The sequence below is a fragment of the Bergeyella porcorum genome, from assembly GCF_042427575.1.
GTDB classification, from domain to species: Bacteria; Bacteroidota; Bacteroidia; order Flavobacteriales; family Weeksellaceae; genus Bergeyella; species Bergeyella porcorum.
Genome location: NZ_JBHMFD010000012.1, coordinates 275451 through 292779, shown reverse-complemented (window position 1 = coordinate 292779; position 17329 = coordinate 275451). Strand labels below are relative to the sequence as shown.

The window sequence follows — 17329 nt, the reverse complement described above, 5'->3', positions numbered from 1 at the left end:
TTTCTTTTTAAAGGTTGGGTAAAATATAAATTCTGTGATACTCTACAAGGCTATCTATAGGACGCTGTACGATTTTCCCGATGTTCAGGTGCAAGTCTGCGGCTACGGAACGCAAAATATCCTCATAATAGTATGCAATAGAGCCTATAAAATTGATTTCGTGAGTTTTGCTCTCTTCATAAGGAAGCACTTGGTATTCCAGATAGTTTTTTAGCTCTTCATACACTAGGTGTTGCAAGTATGGATGTTTTTTTCTCGGAAGAATAAATTTGCTAAAACTTGCCAAGTACGCATTGGGTCTTGGATTGTGATACATATTTTGAATCAACTCATCAATACTTATTGGAAATTCGTTGGCAAACTCCTGATGCAAGTCGGCTGGCATTTTCTTCATAAAATAGTTTTTTACCAAAAGTTTGCCCAATGCACATCCCCCTCCTTCATCTCCGATAAGGAACCCCAAAGAGGGCAAATCTCTTCTGATGGTTTCACCATCAAAAAAGCAAGAATTAGACCCTGTACCCAATATGCATACCACTGCGGGGCTACCGTTATAGGCGGCATAGGCAGCTGCTGTGAGGTCTTCTTTCACGGTAATATTAGCGTTGGTAAACACCTTGGCAAATGCTGTCTTCATACGCTTTCGGTTGTCTTCTACCCCACAGCCTGTACCGTAGAAAAATAAATGCTTTATAGAAAAACGATGCTCCGAAAGTTCGGCATTTTTCAGTATTTCTGAAGGGATTAATTCTGTATCTATCACATTGGGGCTAAACCCTGCTGTACTGGTAGTAAAAGTCACTTCCCCAGCATCGTTTAGCATCACCCAATCGCACTTTGTAGAACCTCCATCAACGATAGCAATCATAGTTTAATAAATTAAGTGTGCTAAATTAGGAAATATATTTTAAATCCTTATTGAGAGGAATGAGAAAAAAAATGGAGAAAAAAAGACATTTGAGATAAAGCGATAGGTTATTTAGAAAGTTGAGTAAGTCTGGGACGGCACTTGCTCCGTTCGGAACGTACCCAAATAGGTTCCGAACCTACTCAACTTCCTAAATTGGCGTTGTGGCTGGCCGAAAAGTTTTTGACAGTCTCTTTTTATTATGGTGCTAAGCGTGATATTTCCCAATCGTACGCCTCATTCAGTTGATACAAAATACGATCGTGCAAGCGGTTGGGTCTTCCTTGCCAAAATTCTATCTCATAAGGTCTTGCTAAATATCCACCCCAATTCTCGGGGCGAGGAACCGCCTTATTTTCATACTCCTGCTCCAAGGTCTTCAGCTGCTCCTCCAGAAATTCACGATTAGGAATCACACTGCTCTGTGGTGATACCAATGCTCCTAATTGGCTTCCCTTGGGGCGTTCAGAAAAATATCCATCGCTCAGGTTTTCTGGCAATCGCTCTAGCTGAGCCTTGATAATCACCTGACGCTCTAGTGGAGGCCAAAAAAAATGCAAACACGCCTGATGCGTCCGCTCTATGGCTTTCCCTTTTCTACTATCATAGTTAGTATAGAAAATAAAACCTTCCCAAGTGTAAGATTTAAGCAAAACCATTCTGGTACGCGGGCAGCCATCTTCTTCCAATGTGGAAATCGCCATTGCATTGGCTTCCGAAATGCCTGCGGTATTTTGGGCTTCTAAAAACCAATCTCGAAACTGTTCTATTGGATTGGCTTTCACTTCGCTTTCTATAAGCTGAAATTTTTCATAAACTTTTCTATTATCGTGCAGGTTTTCCATAATTTTTGTTAATTTTGGGTATGAATTTATCCTACAAAGGTAAAATATTAATTTCCACTCCAGATATTTCTGGGGATATTTTTTCGCGTTCGGTGGTTTTAATTATAGAGCACGATGAAAATGGAGCATTCGGTCTCATTCTCAATAAAAAGAACACCGAAATAGAATCTAATCTGCTTAATATATTGGACTTACCGATAGAAATTTTCAATGGTGGTCCTGTGGAGAATGATAAAATTTTCATCATTGTAAAAGGCACGCCTACTAATGAATTTGCTCTAAAAATAGATGAGCAATATTACCTCACGGAAGATATCCTCACCATCCTTACAGAGTTATTAGAAAACCGACTCAGCATTTCTGATATCAAATTATTTTCAGGCTACTCAGGTTGGTCTGCACAGCAGTTGGAGTCCGAGATTTCAAGGAAACTTTGGATTCCTATAGAGCATTATCCGTTGGATTACACCTTATCTCACCACCAATCTCTGTGGAAAAAGATGATGGAAAACCTTGTCGGTCAATTTCTTATCTGGGCCAATACTCCAGAGGATGTTTCTATGAATTAGGCGCTTCTAGTATTCGTTTGGCTTCTTCCCAAAGTGCATCCATCTCATTGATGCTTAAATCCGATAATGAAAGTCCTCTTTCTTGGGCTATTGCTTCCATTTTCTGAAATCTTGCAATGAATTTCAGATTGGTTTTCTCTAATGCTGTATCGGGGTTCATTCCAGAAATGCGAGCATAATTAATCAACGAGAAAAAAACATCGCCCAGCTCTTTTTCTTTCTGCTCCGCATTGGTTTCTGAATGAAACTCTCTCAGCTCTTCCTCCACTTTTTGCCAAGCTCCTTCTGCGTTATCAAATTCAAAACCAACGCCTCTTACTTTCTCTTGTACTCTAAATGCCTTTACCATACTCGGTGTCCCCTTAGACACTCCTGAAAGCACCGAGCGATTGCCTTCTTTCAGCTTAAGTTTTTCCCAGTTTTGTTTTACTTCCTCTTCATCTTTTACTTCGGTATCACCGTAGATATGAGGATGGCGAAAAATCAGTTTTTCATTAAGAGAATTAATTACATCTGCTATGTCAAATGCTTGTTTTTCGGCTCCAATTTTAGCATAAAACACCAAATGAAGCAAAACATCTCCCAATTCTTTTTTGATTTCTTGTAAATCTTCCTCCAACAATGCATCGGAAAGCTCATAGACTTCTTCCAAAGTAAGGTGGCGTAAAGACTGAAAGGTTTGCTTTCTATCCCAAGGGCATTGTGCTCTAAGGTCATCCATAATATCCAGCAAACGCCCAAAAGCTTCTAATTTTTCTTGTTTAGAATTCATTTTTAAAATAAAAAAACTTTGTCAATTGATAAAAAACCATTGACAAAGTTGGGTGTGATGTTCTGTTTAATTTATTTTGTTTCTTCCTGAGCTTCTTCTGCTTTCACAAAGCTTTCTGGTGTGATGTATCCCGCTTTCTGAAGGATATTGTACCACTGAGCCAACTTTTTAATATCCGATGTGTAAACTCTTTCGGTATCGTAGTTTGGTAATACTTTTAGCATAAAAGCTTTCAGTTCCTCATCTGAAGATTTGTGCGAAATAGTTTCTTTATAATCATAGGCTTTTGCAATGTTTTCAAACACTTCAAATAAAGGCACTTCCTTATCAAAGGTAAACATTGCGATATTGTCTAGCAAGCTGACTTGAGAAGAGTTTCCAATGCTTATTTTTTTCTTGGAAGTAACATCTTCTATAATGAAGCCATTTCTAAGCTGTGATACCAATTGGAATAATCCTGGTTTTCCTGAAATTGAAATAATCTTTTCTAACTGCATATTTTTTCTTTTTTTTCAAAGCTCTTTATCTATATTAAATATCGAGCCAATTTGTATTGATAATATTATTTTTTACAACTAATTTACTTTGGAAATCTCATTTTGTAGCTAACGCTAACCCCACCATTGGCTATCTTTGCCAGCTTTCCTTTTACAATCTTCTTCTTCAGTGGGGAGAGATAATCCGTAAACAATATTCCCTCGATATGGTCATACTCGTGCTGTATCACACGGGCACGAATATCGGAAAAAGTTTCGGTATGTTTCACAAAATTTTCATCATAATATTCTATGGTGATGGTTTCTTTTCTCTTCACATCCTCTCTCACATCAGGTATAGAAAGGCACCCTTCGTTAAATTTCCATTCCGAGCCTGTTTCTTCTAAAATTTTAGCATTGATGAATACTTTTTTGAAATCTTTCAGCTCTTCTGCGATATCTGCATAGTCTTCATCTTCTGCCAATGGGCGTATATCTACCACAAAAAGGCGTATATCTAGCCCTATCTGTGGAGCTGCTAGCCCAATGCCGTGTGCGGCTTCCATAGTTTCAAACATATTCTCTATCAGCTCTGGCAGCTGCGGATAGTCTTTATCAATATTCTTCCCTACCTTTCTCAAAACAGGGTCGCCAAAGGCACGAATAGGTAAAATCATAATCTTTGTTCTAAAAAATTTTGTAAAATAATCGTGGCACTTACTTTATCTATCAGCCCTTTATCTTGTCTTTCTTTACGGCTTTTACCGCTTTGACTGATGAAAAATGATGCCATCTTGGAGGTAAACCTCTCATCCAAACGCTCTACAGAAACCTCTGGGAATGCCACTTTAAACTCCCCAATGAATTTCTGTATATCGGTTTCTACTTCGGACATATTCCCCTTCAAATCTGTGGGTAAGCCTACAACAATGGTCTCAACGCTGTTCTCAGAAAAATATTTTTTCAGAAAAGACATCAGCCCTGCTGTATCTACGGTATCTAAGCCACTGGCGATAATCTTCATATCATCTGTTACGGCAATCCCCGTACGCTTTTTACCATAGTCTATTGCCATTATCTGTCCCATTGTGCAAATGTAACACTTTTTCAAAAAATATTCATTAGGAAAGTAAAAGCCTTTTCATTACTCCCTGATCCATTTCCAGATTTCTTTCAGGGTAGCTTTGTTGCCGTACATTAGAACGCCTACTTTATAAATTTTAGCCGCCACCAAAACCATCCCTAAAGTACTAACCGCCAAAAGAAAAATAGACAGCCCTACCTGCCATAGAGGTACCCCAAAAGGAATCCGTGCAATCATAGCGACAGGAGAGGTAAATGGTATGATGGAAAGCCAAAAGGCAAGTGGCCCCTCAGGGTTATTCATTATCGTCATACTTCCGTACATCCCCAGCATCAAAGGTAAAATGGCGAAAAGGGTAAATTGCTGGGTCTCCGTTTCATTATCCACCGCAGAGCCTATTGCAGCATACATTGCACTATAAAAGATATATCCTAATAGAAAGAATACCACGAAAACAAATATAATCAATGGTGCATTCATTTCTAATAAAATATGAGAAACTTGCACCAGCATTTGCTGAATATCCATCTGCTCCATCGCTGCTTGTTGCTCTTCAGAAACAGGAAGTTGGTTCCCCCGAGCACTTACAAAACTGGTATTAAAAACCATTGCGGCAGCAAGGGTCATCGTAATCCAAACCGAGAACTGCGTGAGAGCTACCAAGGTTACCCCAAAGATTTTTCCCAGCATCAGTTCAAAAGGCTTTACCGAAGAGATAATGACCTCTACTACTCTATTATTTTTCTCCTCCAGCACACTACGCATCACCCGCACCCCGTAGATGATGATGAACATAAAAACCACATACATCAGCCCCATACTTAGCCCGTATTTTACGCCGAAAGCCAAGTCATCATCTTCCGCATTGTCATTCACTACATTAATGGTATTGAGGCTAATACCTTTATCCAAATCTTTGATTTTGGACTCCTCCAAGCCTAATCTCAAAATCTTCTCTTGCCGAAGAACCTTCTCCAATGCCGCACTGATACTTTTCTGGGTATTAAAGCCAATCTTCTTGTTTACCAAAAGGGTTAAATCTTGTTCCCATTGGGCGTAGTTATCTTCTTTCAAAGCAGGGATTATCAGCAGCCCATCTACCCCTTCCATATCTTTTAGGGAGGTTTTCAGGGCGGTCTCTGTACCAGCGGGCACAAAGACATATTTCAGTTGCTCATCAGACTTTAATTGTTTTTGAAAATGCCCACTTTTATCAATTACATTGATGGTGTATTGGGTTTCATTCGCCTTGAACATTAGGGCAATCAACGCTCCGAAAGCCACAATAAGCAAGGGAGCTAATAAGGTAAGCAGGATAAAAGATTTTTTCTTGACTTGCGTAAGGTACTCTCTTTTGGTTATGATGATGATGTTTTTCATTTGATTTTCTATTTATAAGGCTCCAAAAAGCCATTCTCCTTGCAAAAATAGATTTTATTTGCATAATATCCGAAAAAATAATTGAGAAAGACCTCGCTTCATCCTATCGAAGAAACAAATTTTATAAAATCCTCAAATTTTAAGTCGGTTTAATGATTAATTTATCCAAATACGAATTGCGGCAGCAAATAAAATCATTAGAAAATCCCCTGCATTGCATCTTGGCATTTTCTAACGCTTAGAAAACGCCAAACATTTCCGCGGGAAGAAAAAAAATGGTTAGAAAGTCTCCCGCATTTCAGATTGAGAAAATCTAATCATTAGAAAAGCTCCCGCACATCTGCAGCAAGAAATTTAACGAGTAGAAAATCGCCCTCCTTTTAGCCTAAGCACATTGAATCAAAAAAATCCCACACATTTTAGCGGTGGGATTTTCAGATGTATGCAACTCTATCTTGGATTCATCACGAATGTTACCATTAGATTTTTACATACTTTTGGGGATATTGATACTCATTTATTTTCAAATTGATTGGATTTTTGAGTATCAAAGAGGTTGATTCTCTTGTGTCGGGGTTTCCAACGTTTCCACAGAGGTATTGTTTTCTTCAATAGCATTATTTTGAGGTTCGTCTTTTCCCTTCAAATAATTGGGTAGATTAAGCCCTGCCATATTGAACAAATCATTAAGCGGAGGTACTGTTTTCATCATCCCTGAAACAAAATTAGCCGTAGATGTATTTCCATCAGCATTATTACCACCATCCCACACTGTAATTTTATCAATCTTAATATTCTTCACCGCTTCCACTTGTGTTTTCACCAATTCTGGCAATTTTTCAATCAAGAGAAGTTGGAACGCATTATTAGCATCACCTCCTGCTGCTTTCACCACTTGGTCATACCCTTCAGCTTGTTTGGTTAGGATTTCATAAAGTCCTTTGGCTTCAGCTTCCATTTTCGCAAAAATAGCATCAGCTTCCCCTTTGGCTTTCAGACGGATTTTTTCAGCTTCAGCTTGTGCATCAATAATGGCTTTCTGCTTGGATATTTCTGCAGGAACTACGATATTGGCATTCTGTGTAGAACGCTCTCTCTCCGCTCTAGCGGCTTCTGCTTTTTGCTCTGCTACATAAGATTCTTCCAATGCTCTCGCTGCCTGAACTTTCTCTGCCGTAGTGGCTATTTTCAAAGCTTCTGCTTCTTTTTCTCTCCTTTGGGCATCAGAATTTGCGATGGTAATTCTCGCTTCGTTTTCTCCTTTTACCGCTAAGGAATTGGCTAGAGATGTGGCTATTCTAGATTCTTTTTCGGCTTCTGCCTTACCGATAGATTCATCTTTCTGTGCTGATGCTATACTTACCTCTCTATCTTTTTGGGTAATCGCAATCTGAACATCTCTATCTCTATTGGTTTCTGCAATTCTTACATCTCTATCTCTATTGGTCTCGGTAATTTGCACATCTTTTTCTCTATCGGCAAGAGCCTTACCTGTCTCTCCTATTTTCTCCTGTTCTGCCACAGAGATTTTAGCTTCATTAATGGCTTTTGCTGCGGCTTCTTTTCCTAAGGCTTCTATGTATCCAGATTCATCCTTAATGTCGGTAACATTGACATTAATGAGTTTTAGTCCTATTTTTTTCAACTCTGTATCCACATTTTTGGAGATGTTATCCAAAAACTTGTCTCTATCCGAGTTGATTTCCTCAATCGTCATTGTAGCAATTACCAAACGCAATTGACCAAATAGAATATCTTTTGATAGTTCTTGAATCTGATCTGGGGATAATCCTAAAAGTCTTTCGGCTGCATTCCCCATCGTATCGGGTTCAGTGGAAATCGCAATAGTAAAACGACACGGTACATCTACTCGTATATTTTGACGAGAAAGGGCATTGGTGAGATTAGCCTCTATGGAAATGGGTTTCAAATCCAAATATGCAAAATCCTGAATTACAGGCCACACAAAGGCTCCACCTCCGTGAATACATTTTGCCGAGCTACCTCCTGTTTTTCCATAAATAACCAATATTTTGTCTGAAGGACAACGTTTATAGCGAGAAATAAGCGCCAAGAACGTGACAAATAACACTATTACTAGAGCTACAATTAAAATTAAAATTTCCATATCTTTTATTTTTTTTATTTATCTAAATAATATTTTATCAATTTTTCTACTCTACCACTAAGATACCATCTTCCACGGCTATTACTTTTACCAAATTACCAGATGGAATACCGTCTTGGGAACGCGTCATTGCAGGCAATTCCCTATTCGTACCATTCAAGGAGATTTGCACCTTTCCCTTTCCAGATAAATTTGCAGGAACTCTAAGGTACACTTCTCCTGTCTTTCCTACCAATTTTTGAATGTCAAAAGTATTATCTTCCGTAAGCTTAAGTATCTGCTTAATCAACACCAAAAACAATAGTACAAAGCCAATCCCTACAACGGTAGCGAGAAGGATAAGCAGCATTTTGTTCTCGATGTTTTCATAAAAGGCAACTCCCGTCCAAGCAAATCCTAAGAGGAAATTAATTAAATTTCTAAATGAAAATAGCTGAAAAGGACCTTCTGCCTCATCTAATCCTCCGTCAAAATCTGCCGCTATACCATCTGAATCACCACTCCCTACAAAGGTGAGTATCGTCTGAATTAAAAAAATCAAACTACTTCCCAAAGCAATATACCAAAAGCTTTGATGAAGTATATCCAAAGATTCTAAAAAATGAAACATATATTTTGATTTTAAATCCAAAACACTTTCCCCTCCATTAAGAGAAGAAAGTGTTTTCATAATTATTTATTAATGCCTTCTAATTTAAACATAAAAGCATAGACCAGAGCGATGTCTTTCAGGTAATCAAACCTTCCAGAAGCTCCACCGTGCCCATATTCCATATCGGTTTTTAGGAAAAGGACATTGTTATCGGTTTTCAGGTCTCGCAGTTTTGCTGTCCATTTGGCTGGTTCAAAATACTGCACTTGCGAGTCGTGAAGCCCCGTGGTGATGAGAAGATGAGGATAGTTTTTCCTTTCGATATTCTCATAAGGGGAGTAAGATTTCATATAGAAATAAGCTTCCTTATTATTAGGATTTCCCCACTCGTCATACTCGTTGGTGGTAAGTGGGATAGACTCGTCCAGCATTGTATTGACCACATCTACGAAAGGCACTTGAGAGATGATACCGTTCCAAAGCTCTGGTTTCATATTGGCTACAGCACCCATTAGGAGCCCTCCTGCACTTCCCCCTTGGGCATATAGATGCTTCGGAGAGGTGTATTGTTCTTTCACCAAAAATTCTCCTGCGTTGATGAAATCGGTAAAGGTATTTTTCTTTTTCATCATTTTACCATCTTCGTACCACTGGCGTCCCATCTCTTGCCCGCCACGGATGTGGGCAATGGCATAGGCAAAGCCTCTCTCCAAAAGGCTCAACCTTGGGGAGCTGAATGTGGCGTCCATAGAGCTTCCATAGGAACCATAGGCGTAGAGCAAAAGTGGCTGCTTACCATCTCGCTTAAAGCCTTTTTTGTACACGATGGAAATTGGGATTCTAGTACCGTCATTCGCAGTGGCAAAAAGTCTTTCGGTAACATATTGGTTTTTATCATATCCGCCCAAAACCTCTTGTTGTTTCAGAAGGGTTCTTTTTCCCGTTTGGAGATTTTGCTCGTATTGGGAGCTTGGCGTAATCATAGAAGTGTAGCCAAAGCGGAAGTTATCTGTATTGTACTCTGGGTTTCCTGATGCAAAAACCGTGTAGGTTGGTTCATCAAATTTAATCTGTTCTTTTTTGCCTGTTTTTCGGTTCATTACCACCAATTGGGTAAGCCCATTGTAGCGTTCTTGGAAGACTAGGAAGTTTTTAAACTCGGTAACGCCACTCATCAAAACCTCTTTACGGTGCGGAATAAAATCTTTCCAATATTCTACCGTTGTTTTATTGAGTGGTGTTTCTACGATTTTGAAGTTCAGAGCATCTTTATTGGTTCTTACCAGAAACTTGTCTTCCAAAGCCGTTACGCTGTATAAGACATCTTTCATCCTTGGCTGGAACACCTTGAACTCCGCCATTGGCTCATCGGCAGAGATGTATCTAATTTCCGAAGATGTAGTGGCAGCTGAGCTGATGAAGATGTATTTTTCGTTTTTAGATTTGTATTGCCCTATATAGTTGGTATTGTCTTTTTCTTGGTACACCACCACGTCGTTTTGGGAATCTGTACCGAGGCTATGACGCATAATACGCTCTGATAGAAGGGTAACGGGATTGTTGGCGGTGTAGAAAATGGTTTTATTATCATTTGCCCAAGTGGCATTTCCAGAGGTGTTTTTAATGTTAAGGTCGGTAACTTTTCCTGTTTTTAAATCTTTTAAAAACAATTTGTATTGTCTTCTGGAAACATCATCTACCCCGAAAATCATCAGCTGATTATTCGGGCTAATACTCATTCCTCCCACGGAATAATATGCCTTGCCTTCTGCCATTTTATCCACATCTAGGAGGATTTCTTCTGGTGCATCAAGACTGCCTTTTTTTCTACAATATTTATAATACTGCTTGCCTTCCTCGGTTTTGGAGTAGTAATAATATCCATTTTTGAAAGTAGGCACCGATTCGTCTTTTTCCTTCACGCGGGCTTTCATTTCTTGGAAAAGTTTGTCTTGAAGGGGTTTTGTATCCGCCATCATTTTTTCCAAATATTGGTTTTCCTCCGTGAGATACTTAATCACCTTGGTGCTGTCTTTTCCTTTTTTGAAATAATCTATCATCCAATAGTAAGGGTCTTCCACCGTATCCCCGTGAATGGTTCTGATGTGGGATTGTTTTTCCGCAACGGGTGGTTTTACCTTGGGAAATTGCTGTGCATTCATCATACCTGTAAAAGCAATAACACTTGCCGTGAATAGTTTTTTCATTTTTTATGCTGTTAGTTTGGTTGTATTACTGTACATTGCTACATTAACACCTCTATTTCAAATTCCAAATATGTTTCAATAGGGTATAGAACTGATGTTCTCTTTCTGTTACCTCATCATCTGCTTTGATAAGGGTTTTCGCAAAAGCTACAAAGTTTTGTCTTTCTGCCTCTGTAGAATCGTCTAAGAAGCATCTGGCGTGAAATTCAAAATGATCTTTCCAAGCTTCGGGCTGAAGCGTCGCAATGATGTCTAGCTCATTATCCAGATTCATACGGAAAGGAAATTCTTCCGCTAAATATTCTTGAATTTTCATTCCCTCTTCTGGAGAAAACTCGTGGTCTACGGCTGATAATATCATCAGCAAATGGTAACCCGCAATGGATTTGTTTGATTTTTGCATATTTATTTTTATTTATTATTCTTTTTATTTTGTAGTATGTAATATGTACAATGTAATATGATTTTTTTTTATTGTAGTATTGTAATAGGTACAATGTAATATGATTTTTCTAATTATACATCGTACATTATACATTGTACATTATACATCATACATTATACATTGTGCATTGTACATTGTACATCATACATTGTACATCATACATTGTACAGACTACACAACCATCATTTCTCTACCACCACACCATTTTCCAACACCAAGATGAACGGATTACTTCTCGCTATGGTTTTGATGGCGGTGCCGTCCATTGTTGCATTTTTAATATTTTTAAAAGTATTGGTTTGCGTAGAAACCCCTACTATCATTGCATTTTGAGCCTTTGCCAATGCTTTGGCTTCCGCTTTTTCAACTTCCTCAACACTTAAATCCTGAGGTTTATAGGAAAACACCAAAACCGCTTTTGGAGCATTGATAATATCGGCAGTAAGGTCGGTACCCTCTGCATTTTCTATTCTAAATTTTGCAATTTCTGATTGGTAACCTTCCTTCACGATTTCCGAAGTGGTTTTATCTTTTTGAATCTCCCACGGCGTTCCCTCTTCCCAATATTTCGGCTCTGCCACATATTCATCTTGGCTCATCTTCTTTTCCTCTTGTGTGGTTTTATTTTTCAGAACATAGAATGTTTTGTATTCAGATGGCTGGTCTTCCAATTTTTTCTTTTCTGCTTTTAAATCGGTCCCGATTTTATAATCTCTAAAATCAATGATAGGCTCTTGCACGATGCCAATGCCAATAATCACAGCCAATAGCCCACATAAAGCCCACAGCATTGTCCACCGTGCTTTAGAAACTTCAGTAGTTTCTGTCTTTTTATCAAGTCCAAGGAGTATCAACAACCCCATTAATAGGACAATATCTTTCCAAAAGCTTTGCCAAAGAGTAAACTTCACTGCATCGCCAAAGCAACCACAGTCGGTCACCACATTATAATACGCAGAGTAAAATGTAAGAAATGCGAAGAATACACACAACGCAATGAGTGCCCAAAGTGTTTTTCTCAAATGAATACTCAGCAGCAACATCAGCCCCAAAACCACTTCCAATGCTGATACAAAAACGGCAATAGGTAATGCAAAAGATTCCAAAAACGGCATATTAAAAACCACCGGTGAGAAATATTCTTCCAGTTTAAAGGAAAAACCAACCGAATCTATCGCTTTCACCACTCCTGAAATGATGAAAATAATTCCAATAATATATCTCAGAAAATGTTTCATTTATTAATATTTAATGTAACAATATACCAATTTAACAATGTAACAATGTAGCAATACTAGGCGATGTATCAAATAATGTTCTCCTCTTCCGAAATTTTAATCAAGCAAAATACGGCGTAATTCAACATATCATAATAATTGGCTTCCAAGCCTTCGGAAGCAATAGTCTTGCCACTATTATTTTCTATCTGTTTAGTTCTCAACACTTTTTGATAAATCAAATCTGTAATAGATGAAACCCTCATCTCTCGCCAAGCTTCACCATAATCGTGATTTTTTCGTTCCATCAGTTTCTGTGCTTCTGTGGCAAAATAATCATAGAGACTAAAAATCTCGGCAGCATTCTCATAGAGTTCCTCTGATGTTCCTTTCTCTAGCTGTATCAAGGCGATAATGGCGTAATTAACAATGGCGATAAAACCTTCCGCTTCGGTTTCGTCTTCTACCTTTTGTTCATCGGAAGTCTGTAGCGTTACTATGCGTTTTACCTTAATGTAAATCTGGTCTGTAACGGAGGATGCCCTCAACACCCTAAACGCTGAGCCATAGTCTTGATATTTTTTTTCAAATAAATCTCTGCATTGTGCCACTACTTGGGCAAACTGCACGGAAGTTCGGTTCATTTCTTTACGAATTTGAAGTTCAAATATAGGTATTTTATATGGAATGTAGGAGGTTTCTATACCACTTTATTCATATTTTTGCGGTATGGATACACAGAAGTCATCTAAGGTTTTCACGCTCAATTGCAATGGGAGGCTATTCACTTTGGACACTCCGAAAATAATGGGGATTCTCAATTTGACCCCAGATTCTTTCTCTGATGGAGGAAAGTTTAACAACGAAACCAATGCCCTACTACAAACTGAGAAGATGCTAAGTGAGGGAGCTACCATCATAGACATCGGGGCTCAATCTACCCGTCCCAATGCTAATTTCCTCTCTGCCCAAGAGGAAATCCATCGGCTGGGCTCTATCATCCGTAGCATCAAAAAAAAATTTCCTGAAGCTCTCATTTCCTTAGACACTTTTTGGGGAGAAGTGGTGCATTTTGGTTTTAATGAAGGTATTGATATGGTGAATGATATTTCCGCAGGACAATTTGACCCTACGCTACTTCCCATTGTTGCCCAAACGAAACTTCCCTACATCCTGATGCACGGCAACCCCAGCTACCAGCAAATGCATGATAAAATTCACTACGAAGATATTACCTATTCTGTCAATCAGTTTTTGCTCAATAAAAGTCAAGAACTGCTAAAACTTGGCATTAAAGACATCATCTTTGACCCTGGATTTGGGTTTGGAAAAACCATTGAAAATCAATATCAACTCATTGATGAAATACAATACCTAGGCTTCGGAGAGTTCCCCATTCTCATTGGCATCAGCAGAAAATCTTTCATCTATAAGCCTTTGGGCAAATCACCATTGGACATCAACGAAGAAACTCAACAGCTTCACAGAAAAGTTTTGGAGCAAGGTGCTAAAATCCTAAGGGTGCACGATGTGGCAAGCACGAACTTAGCATTAATAGTTGATGGTTGATGGCTGACAATTAACAATTGATAATTTACAATTAACCATTATCTAGTTGTTCTGTGCAATTTTCTCCGCATATTCTTTGGCAAAGATTTTTTGGTCTTCTTGCAATTTTTCCATTGTAGAAGGCAAAACATAGCTGAACAAAACCTTGTCTTCCTCGTCCAAAAATACAATTTCCTTCTCCTCACCATCTACCATCTGGGCAAAAATCTCCCACATCGAAGTATCTCTTAATTTTAGCAATTCAAAAAAATCTTTAGCCTTAATCTGAATATTCTTCATCGGATTTCAATTTCAAAATTTGAGGCTCAAAAATAGTAAAATCTACTCAATATTCCCCAAAAGAGCATCAATCTCAAAAGAAATTTTTCCTATTTTTACCGAATGATTTCTAAACAAACCATCGATAAGATTTTTTCCACCATCAGAGTAGAAGAAATTATTGGCGAATATGTCCAGCTAAAACGGGCAGGCTCCAATTATAAAGGGCTTAGCCCCTTTCACGATGAAAAAACGCCCAGCTTCGTAGTCTCTCCCAGCAAGCAAATCTGGAAGGACTTTTCATCAGGCAAAGGAGGTACCGCCATTTCTTTCTTGATGGAAATTGAAAACTTTACCTATCCCGAAGCTCTAAGACACGCTGCAAAAAAATACGGCATCGAGATAGAGGAAATCATTACCGAGCAAACCGATGAACAAAAAGCCGCCCAAAATGAGCGGGATTTGCTCTACAAAATACACGAAGTTGCCAATCATTTTTTTCAAGAGCAACTTTATGATACCGATGAAGGCAAACAAATAGGACTTTCCTATTTCAAAGAGCGAGACCTGAAGGAAAACACCATCCAAAAATTCCAGCTCGGATATTCCCCAGAAAAGAAAAATGCCTTCACAGAATATGCTCTGCAAAAAGGCTATAGCAAAGAGATTTTAGAAAAATCGGGGCTTTCCATATTTCCTGACTATCAGCCTGAGGGGGTAGATAGATTTCGGGAAAGGGTTATCTTCCCTATCCACAGCTTCTCTGGAAGGGTCTTGGGCTTTGGTGCCAGAATATTGAAAAACAATGTAAAAGCCGCCAAGTATCTCAATTCCCCAGAAACAGAAATTTATCATAAATCTAATGTCCTCTATGGACTCAACCAAAGCAAACAAGCCATTTCTAAAAACAACCTCTGCCTACTAGTAGAAGGCTATATGGATGTGATTGCCCTGCACCAAGCTGGGATAGAAAATGTGGTAGCAAGCTCTGGCACCGCCCTTACAACGGAGCAAATAAAACTCATCAAAAGGCTCACAGAGAATGTCACCATCTTATTTGACGGTGATGCTGCGGGTATCAAAGCCAGTTTCAGAAGTATTGATATGCTCCTTTCCGAAGGAATGAACATCCGTGTGGTGCTATTTCCTGATGGGGACGACCCTGATTCCTTTTCCAGAAAACACCCCCGCGAGTTTGTAGAAAACTACATCAATACAGAAGCCAAAGACTTTATTGATTTTAAAGCTGAAATCCTCTTAAAAGAAGCTAATGATGACCCAATAAAAAAGGCAGAAGCCATCAGAGATATTGTAAAATCTGTGGCGTTTGTATCCAATGCTCTAAAACAAGAGGTCTATCTGAAAGAAGTTTCCAATAAATTTGGACTGAGCGAGCAAAGCTTGTTCAATGAACTGGGCGTGCAGAAGCAAATCCAACATCAGCAGCAAAAAACCACACCTACCCCTTCCGCACCCAAGCTGGAAGTGGTAAAAGACCCTATAATAAGCGTTAATCCCCTATTGGTACTAGAAGAAAAACTAATAGAACTGATGCTAAAATACGGCGACCAAATCATCAGCCTAAGAGATGCCGAAAACCAACCTTACGAAACTACAGTGATAGAGGAAATTTTGGCTCACTTTGAGGAAGATGATTATGAAATGATTTCTCCATTGAACGAAAAAATAAGGACTGAAATAAAATCTGGCATTCAAGGAAATGAACTGAGAAACAGCCAATTTTTCATCACCTTAATGGACGAAGAAATCTCTAGCTCGGTGGCTAATTTCATTATGGAGCCTTATGAAAACAGCGATTGGAGCAAGCACAATATCTATTTCAGCAAGGAGCAAGAATTGGTACCCAAAATTGTGGAAGATGTTATCACCCGCCACAAACGCGAGTATATTGTAAAAACCATCAGAAACCTTACAAAACAACTTTCAGAAAACGAAGATAATAGCGAGGTTTATCTTAAAATCATCAAGCTCAATCAGCTTAAAAACAAAATAGACGAGGTACTGCATAGAATTTTATGACAAAATGACTATTTTTGAGTTAGGAATGATTTTTGAAATGAAAAGGAACATTGGCAAGGTAGCTCCAATTGGAACAACAACGCCCTAAAATAAGTAAACAATCAATAAACAATTATATAATGGATATAAAAAAAGACTTCAGAGACTTCTCTGTAAAGCATTTAGGCAATAGCGGTCTGGCTACAGACCAATATATGGGATTGTTCAACCCTACCAACCTCACGCCTTACATTATGGAAGAGAGAAGAATGAATGTGGCTCAGATGGATGTATTTTCTCGTCTGATGATGGATAGAATCATTTTCTTAGGAACAGGAATTGATGACCAAGTTGCTAATATTGTAACGGCTCAGCTTCTTTTCTTAGAAAGTGCAGACCCTACCAAGGATATTCAAATCTACATTAACTCTCCAGGTGGTAGCGTGTATGCAGGCTTGGGTATCTATGACACGATGCAAATCATAAAACCTGATGTAGCCACCATCTGTACAGGAATGGCAGCAAGTATGGGAGCAGTACTTTTGGTAGCGGGCGAAAAAGGAAAACGCTCTGCCCTAAAACACTCTCGTGTAATGATTCACCAACCTAGCGGTGGTGCCCAAGGCGTTGCCAGTGATATGGAAATCAATCTAAGAGAAATGCTCAAACTAAAAAAGGAACTTTATGACATCATTTCTCACCACTCTGGACAGTCGTATGAATGGGTAGAAAAAGCCTCTGACCGAGACTATTGGATGACCTCCCACGAAGCTAAAGAAATGGGAATGGTAGATGAAGTCTTAGAAAGAAAAGGATAAGAAAATAAAGAAAACCGTCGGTAAAACATTTTACCGACGGTTT

The 17329-nt window shown here is 38.8% G+C and carries 18 protein-coding genes; 4 read left to right on the top strand and 14 right to left on the bottom strand.

Going from position 1 to position 17329, the window contains the following annotated elements:
- Positions 1-7 precede the first annotated feature (7 nt).
- Both ACFFUE_RS08045 and pdxH read right to left on the bottom strand, forming a co-directional pair.
- Positions 8-868 carry a BadF/BadG/BcrA/BcrD ATPase family protein gene (locus ACFFUE_RS08045; RefSeq protein WP_376834274.1) on the bottom strand — a complete coding sequence of 287 codons (861 nt, stop codon included), beginning with the start codon at positions 866-868 and terminating at the stop codon, positions 8-10.
- Between the two features lie 239 nt (positions 869-1107).
- A complete protein-coding gene (gene pdxH / locus ACFFUE_RS08040) occupies positions 1108-1752 on the bottom strand; it encodes a pyridoxamine 5'-phosphate oxidase (protein WP_376834272.1) in 645 nt (214 codons plus the stop codon).
- Between the two features lie 20 nt (positions 1753-1772).
- Here pdxH and ACFFUE_RS08035 point away from each other — a divergent pair, with 20 nt between their 5' ends.
- Positions 1773-2321 carry a YqgE/AlgH family protein gene (locus ACFFUE_RS08035; protein WP_376834270.1) on the top strand — a complete coding sequence of 183 codons (549 nt, stop codon included), beginning with the start codon at positions 1773-1775 and terminating at the stop codon, positions 2319-2321.
- On the opposite strand, the gene mazG is transcribed toward ACFFUE_RS08035, so the two are convergent.
- The 11 genes from mazG to ACFFUE_RS07980 all read right to left on the bottom strand — a co-directional run bounded on the left by mazG (position 2311) and on the right by ACFFUE_RS07980 (position 13266).
- Positions 2311-3093 carry a nucleoside triphosphate pyrophosphohydrolase gene (mazG, locus tag ACFFUE_RS08030; protein WP_376834268.1) on the bottom strand — a complete coding sequence of 261 codons (783 nt, stop codon included), beginning with the start codon at positions 3091-3093 and terminating at the stop codon, positions 2311-2313. The genes ACFFUE_RS08035 and mazG overlap by 11 nt on opposite strands.
- A gap of 71 nt (positions 3094-3164) precedes the next feature.
- Positions 3165-3590 carry a DUF5606 family protein gene (locus ACFFUE_RS08025; RefSeq protein ID WP_327984201.1) on the bottom strand — a complete coding sequence of 142 codons (426 nt, stop codon included), beginning with the start codon at positions 3588-3590 and terminating at the stop codon, positions 3165-3167.
- An 83-nt stretch (positions 3591-3673) separates the two neighbouring features.
- The gene (gene def / locus ACFFUE_RS08020) at positions 3674-4246 is read right to left on the bottom strand and encodes a peptide deformylase (RefSeq protein ID WP_376834265.1); all 573 of its coding nucleotides are present in this window, start codon (positions 4244-4246) and stop codon (positions 3674-3676) included.
- Positions 4243-4656, bottom strand: coding sequence for a Holliday junction resolvase RuvX (ruvX, locus tag ACFFUE_RS08015; RefSeq protein WP_376834263.1), 414 nt, complete (start codon positions 4654-4656; stop codon positions 4243-4245). The genes def and ruvX overlap by 4 nt, the downstream gene beginning before the upstream one ends.
- Positions 4657-4713: 57 nt before the next feature.
- Positions 4714-6033: an ABC transporter permease gene (locus ACFFUE_RS08010; protein WP_376834261.1), complete on the bottom strand. Its 1320-nt coding sequence runs from the start codon at positions 6031-6033 to the stop codon at positions 4714-4716.
- Positions 6034-6580: 547 nt separating this feature from the next.
- Positions 6581-8161, bottom strand: coding sequence for a flotillin family protein (locus ACFFUE_RS08005; RefSeq protein ID WP_376834259.1), 1581 nt, complete (start codon positions 8159-8161; stop codon positions 6581-6583).
- A gap of 46 nt (positions 8162-8207) precedes the next feature.
- The gene (locus ACFFUE_RS08000) at positions 8208-8771 is read right to left on the bottom strand and encodes an NfeD family protein (RefSeq protein ID WP_376834302.1); all 564 of its coding nucleotides are present in this window, start codon (positions 8769-8771) and stop codon (positions 8208-8210) included.
- A 62-nt stretch (positions 8772-8833) separates the two neighbouring features.
- Positions 8834-10960 (bottom strand): S9 family peptidase, encoded by a 2127-nt coding sequence (locus ACFFUE_RS07995; RefSeq protein WP_376834257.1) that lies wholly within the window; start codon positions 10958-10960, stop codon positions 8834-8836.
- 52 nt (positions 10961-11012) lie between these two features.
- Positions 11013-11363, bottom strand: a complete 351-nt coding sequence (locus tag ACFFUE_RS07990; RefSeq protein WP_327984196.1) for a tellurite resistance TerB family protein — start codon at positions 11361-11363, stop codon at positions 11013-11015.
- Positions 11364-11587: 224 nt separating this feature from the next.
- A complete protein-coding gene (locus ACFFUE_RS07985; protein WP_376834255.1) occupies positions 11588-12643 on the bottom strand; it encodes a BT_3928 family protein in 1056 nt (351 codons plus the stop codon).
- Between the two features lie 68 nt (positions 12644-12711).
- Positions 12712-13266: a DUF1599 domain-containing protein gene (locus tag ACFFUE_RS07980; protein ID WP_376834253.1), complete on the bottom strand. Its 555-nt coding sequence runs from the start codon at positions 13264-13266 to the stop codon at positions 12712-12714.
- A gap of 85 nt (positions 13267-13351) precedes the next feature.
- On the opposite strand from ACFFUE_RS07980, the gene folP reads away from it, so the two are divergent.
- A complete protein-coding gene (folP, locus tag ACFFUE_RS07975; protein WP_376834251.1) occupies positions 13352-14191 on the top strand; it encodes a dihydropteroate synthase in 840 nt (279 codons plus the stop codon).
- Positions 14192-14233: 42 nt separating this feature from the next.
- Here folP and ACFFUE_RS07970 read toward each other — a convergent pair whose 3' ends face one another.
- The gene (locus ACFFUE_RS07970; protein ID WP_376834249.1) at positions 14234-14470 is read right to left on the bottom strand and encodes a hypothetical protein; all 237 of its coding nucleotides are present in this window, start codon (positions 14468-14470) and stop codon (positions 14234-14236) included.
- 102 nt (positions 14471-14572) lie between these two features.
- On the opposite strand from ACFFUE_RS07970, the gene dnaG reads away from it, so the two are divergent.
- A complete protein-coding gene (gene dnaG / locus ACFFUE_RS07965; protein ID WP_376834247.1) occupies positions 14573-16489 on the top strand; it encodes a DNA primase in 1917 nt (638 codons plus the stop codon).
- 119 nt (positions 16490-16608) lie between these two features.
- Complete coding sequence (clpP, locus tag ACFFUE_RS07960) at positions 16609-17286, top strand: ATP-dependent Clp endopeptidase proteolytic subunit ClpP (RefSeq protein ID WP_327984190.1); 678 nt, start codon at positions 16609-16611, stop codon at positions 17284-17286.
- Positions 17287-17329 lie beyond the last annotated feature (43 nt).

What these genes read in the sequence shown, in the direction of transcription:
- ACFFUE_RS08025 (WP_327984201.1), bottom strand. Translation starts at nt 3,590, where the DNA reads ATGCAGTTAGAAAAGATTATTTCAATTTCAGGAAAACCAGGATTATTC.
- ruvX (WP_376834263.1), bottom strand. Translation starts at nt 4,656, where the DNA reads ATGGGACAGATAATGGCAATAGACTATGGTAAAAAGCGTACGGGGATT.
- dnaG (WP_376834247.1), top strand. Translation starts at nt 14,573, where the DNA reads ATGATTTCTAAACAAACCATCGATAAGATTTTTTCCACCATCAGAGTA.
- ACFFUE_RS07985 (WP_376834255.1), bottom strand. Translation starts at nt 12,643, where the DNA reads ATGAAACATTTTCTGAGATATATTATTGGAATTATTTTCATCATTTCA.
- ACFFUE_RS08000 (WP_376834302.1), bottom strand. Translation starts at nt 8,771, where the DNA reads ATGTTTCATTTTTTAGAATCTTTGGATATACTTCATCAAAGCTTTTGG.
- ACFFUE_RS08005 (WP_376834259.1), bottom strand. Translation starts at nt 8,161, where the DNA reads ATGGAAATTTTAATTTTAATTGTAGCTCTAGTAATAGTGTTATTTGTC.
- ACFFUE_RS08045 (WP_376834274.1), bottom strand. Translation starts at nt 868, where the DNA reads ATGATTGCTATCGTTGATGGAGGTTCTACAAAGTGCGATTGGGTGATG.
- mazG (WP_376834268.1), bottom strand. Translation starts at nt 3,093, where the DNA reads ATGAATTCTAAACAAGAAAAATTAGAAGCTTTTGGGCGTTTGCTGGAT.
- clpP (WP_327984190.1), top strand. Translation starts at nt 16,609, where the DNA reads ATGGATATAAAAAAAGACTTCAGAGACTTCTCTGTAAAGCATTTAGGC.
- ACFFUE_RS08035 (WP_376834270.1), top strand. Translation starts at nt 1,773, where the DNA reads ATGAATTTATCCTACAAAGGTAAAATATTAATTTCCACTCCAGATATT.
- pdxH (WP_376834272.1), bottom strand. Translation starts at nt 1,752, where the DNA reads ATGGAAAACCTGCACGATAATAGAAAAGTTTATGAAAAATTTCAGCTT.
- ACFFUE_RS07980 (WP_376834253.1), bottom strand. Translation starts at nt 13,266, where the DNA reads ATGAACCGAACTTCCGTGCAGTTTGCCCAAGTAGTGGCACAATGCAGA.
- ACFFUE_RS07995 (WP_376834257.1), bottom strand. Translation starts at nt 10,960, where the DNA reads ATGAAAAAACTATTCACGGCAAGTGTTATTGCTTTTACAGGTATGATG.
- ACFFUE_RS07970 (WP_376834249.1), bottom strand. Translation starts at nt 14,470, where the DNA reads ATGAAGAATATTCAGATTAAGGCTAAAGATTTTTTTGAATTGCTAAAA.
- ACFFUE_RS08010 (WP_376834261.1), bottom strand. Translation starts at nt 6,033, where the DNA reads ATGAAAAACATCATCATCATAACCAAAAGAGAGTACCTTACGCAAGTC.
- ACFFUE_RS07990 (WP_327984196.1), bottom strand. Translation starts at nt 11,363, where the DNA reads ATGCAAAAATCAAACAAATCCATTGCGGGTTACCATTTGCTGATGATA.
- folP (WP_376834251.1), top strand. Translation starts at nt 13,352, where the DNA reads ATGGATACACAGAAGTCATCTAAGGTTTTCACGCTCAATTGCAATGGG.
- def (WP_376834265.1), bottom strand. Translation starts at nt 4,246, where the DNA reads ATGATTTTACCTATTCGTGCCTTTGGCGACCCTGTTTTGAGAAAGGTA.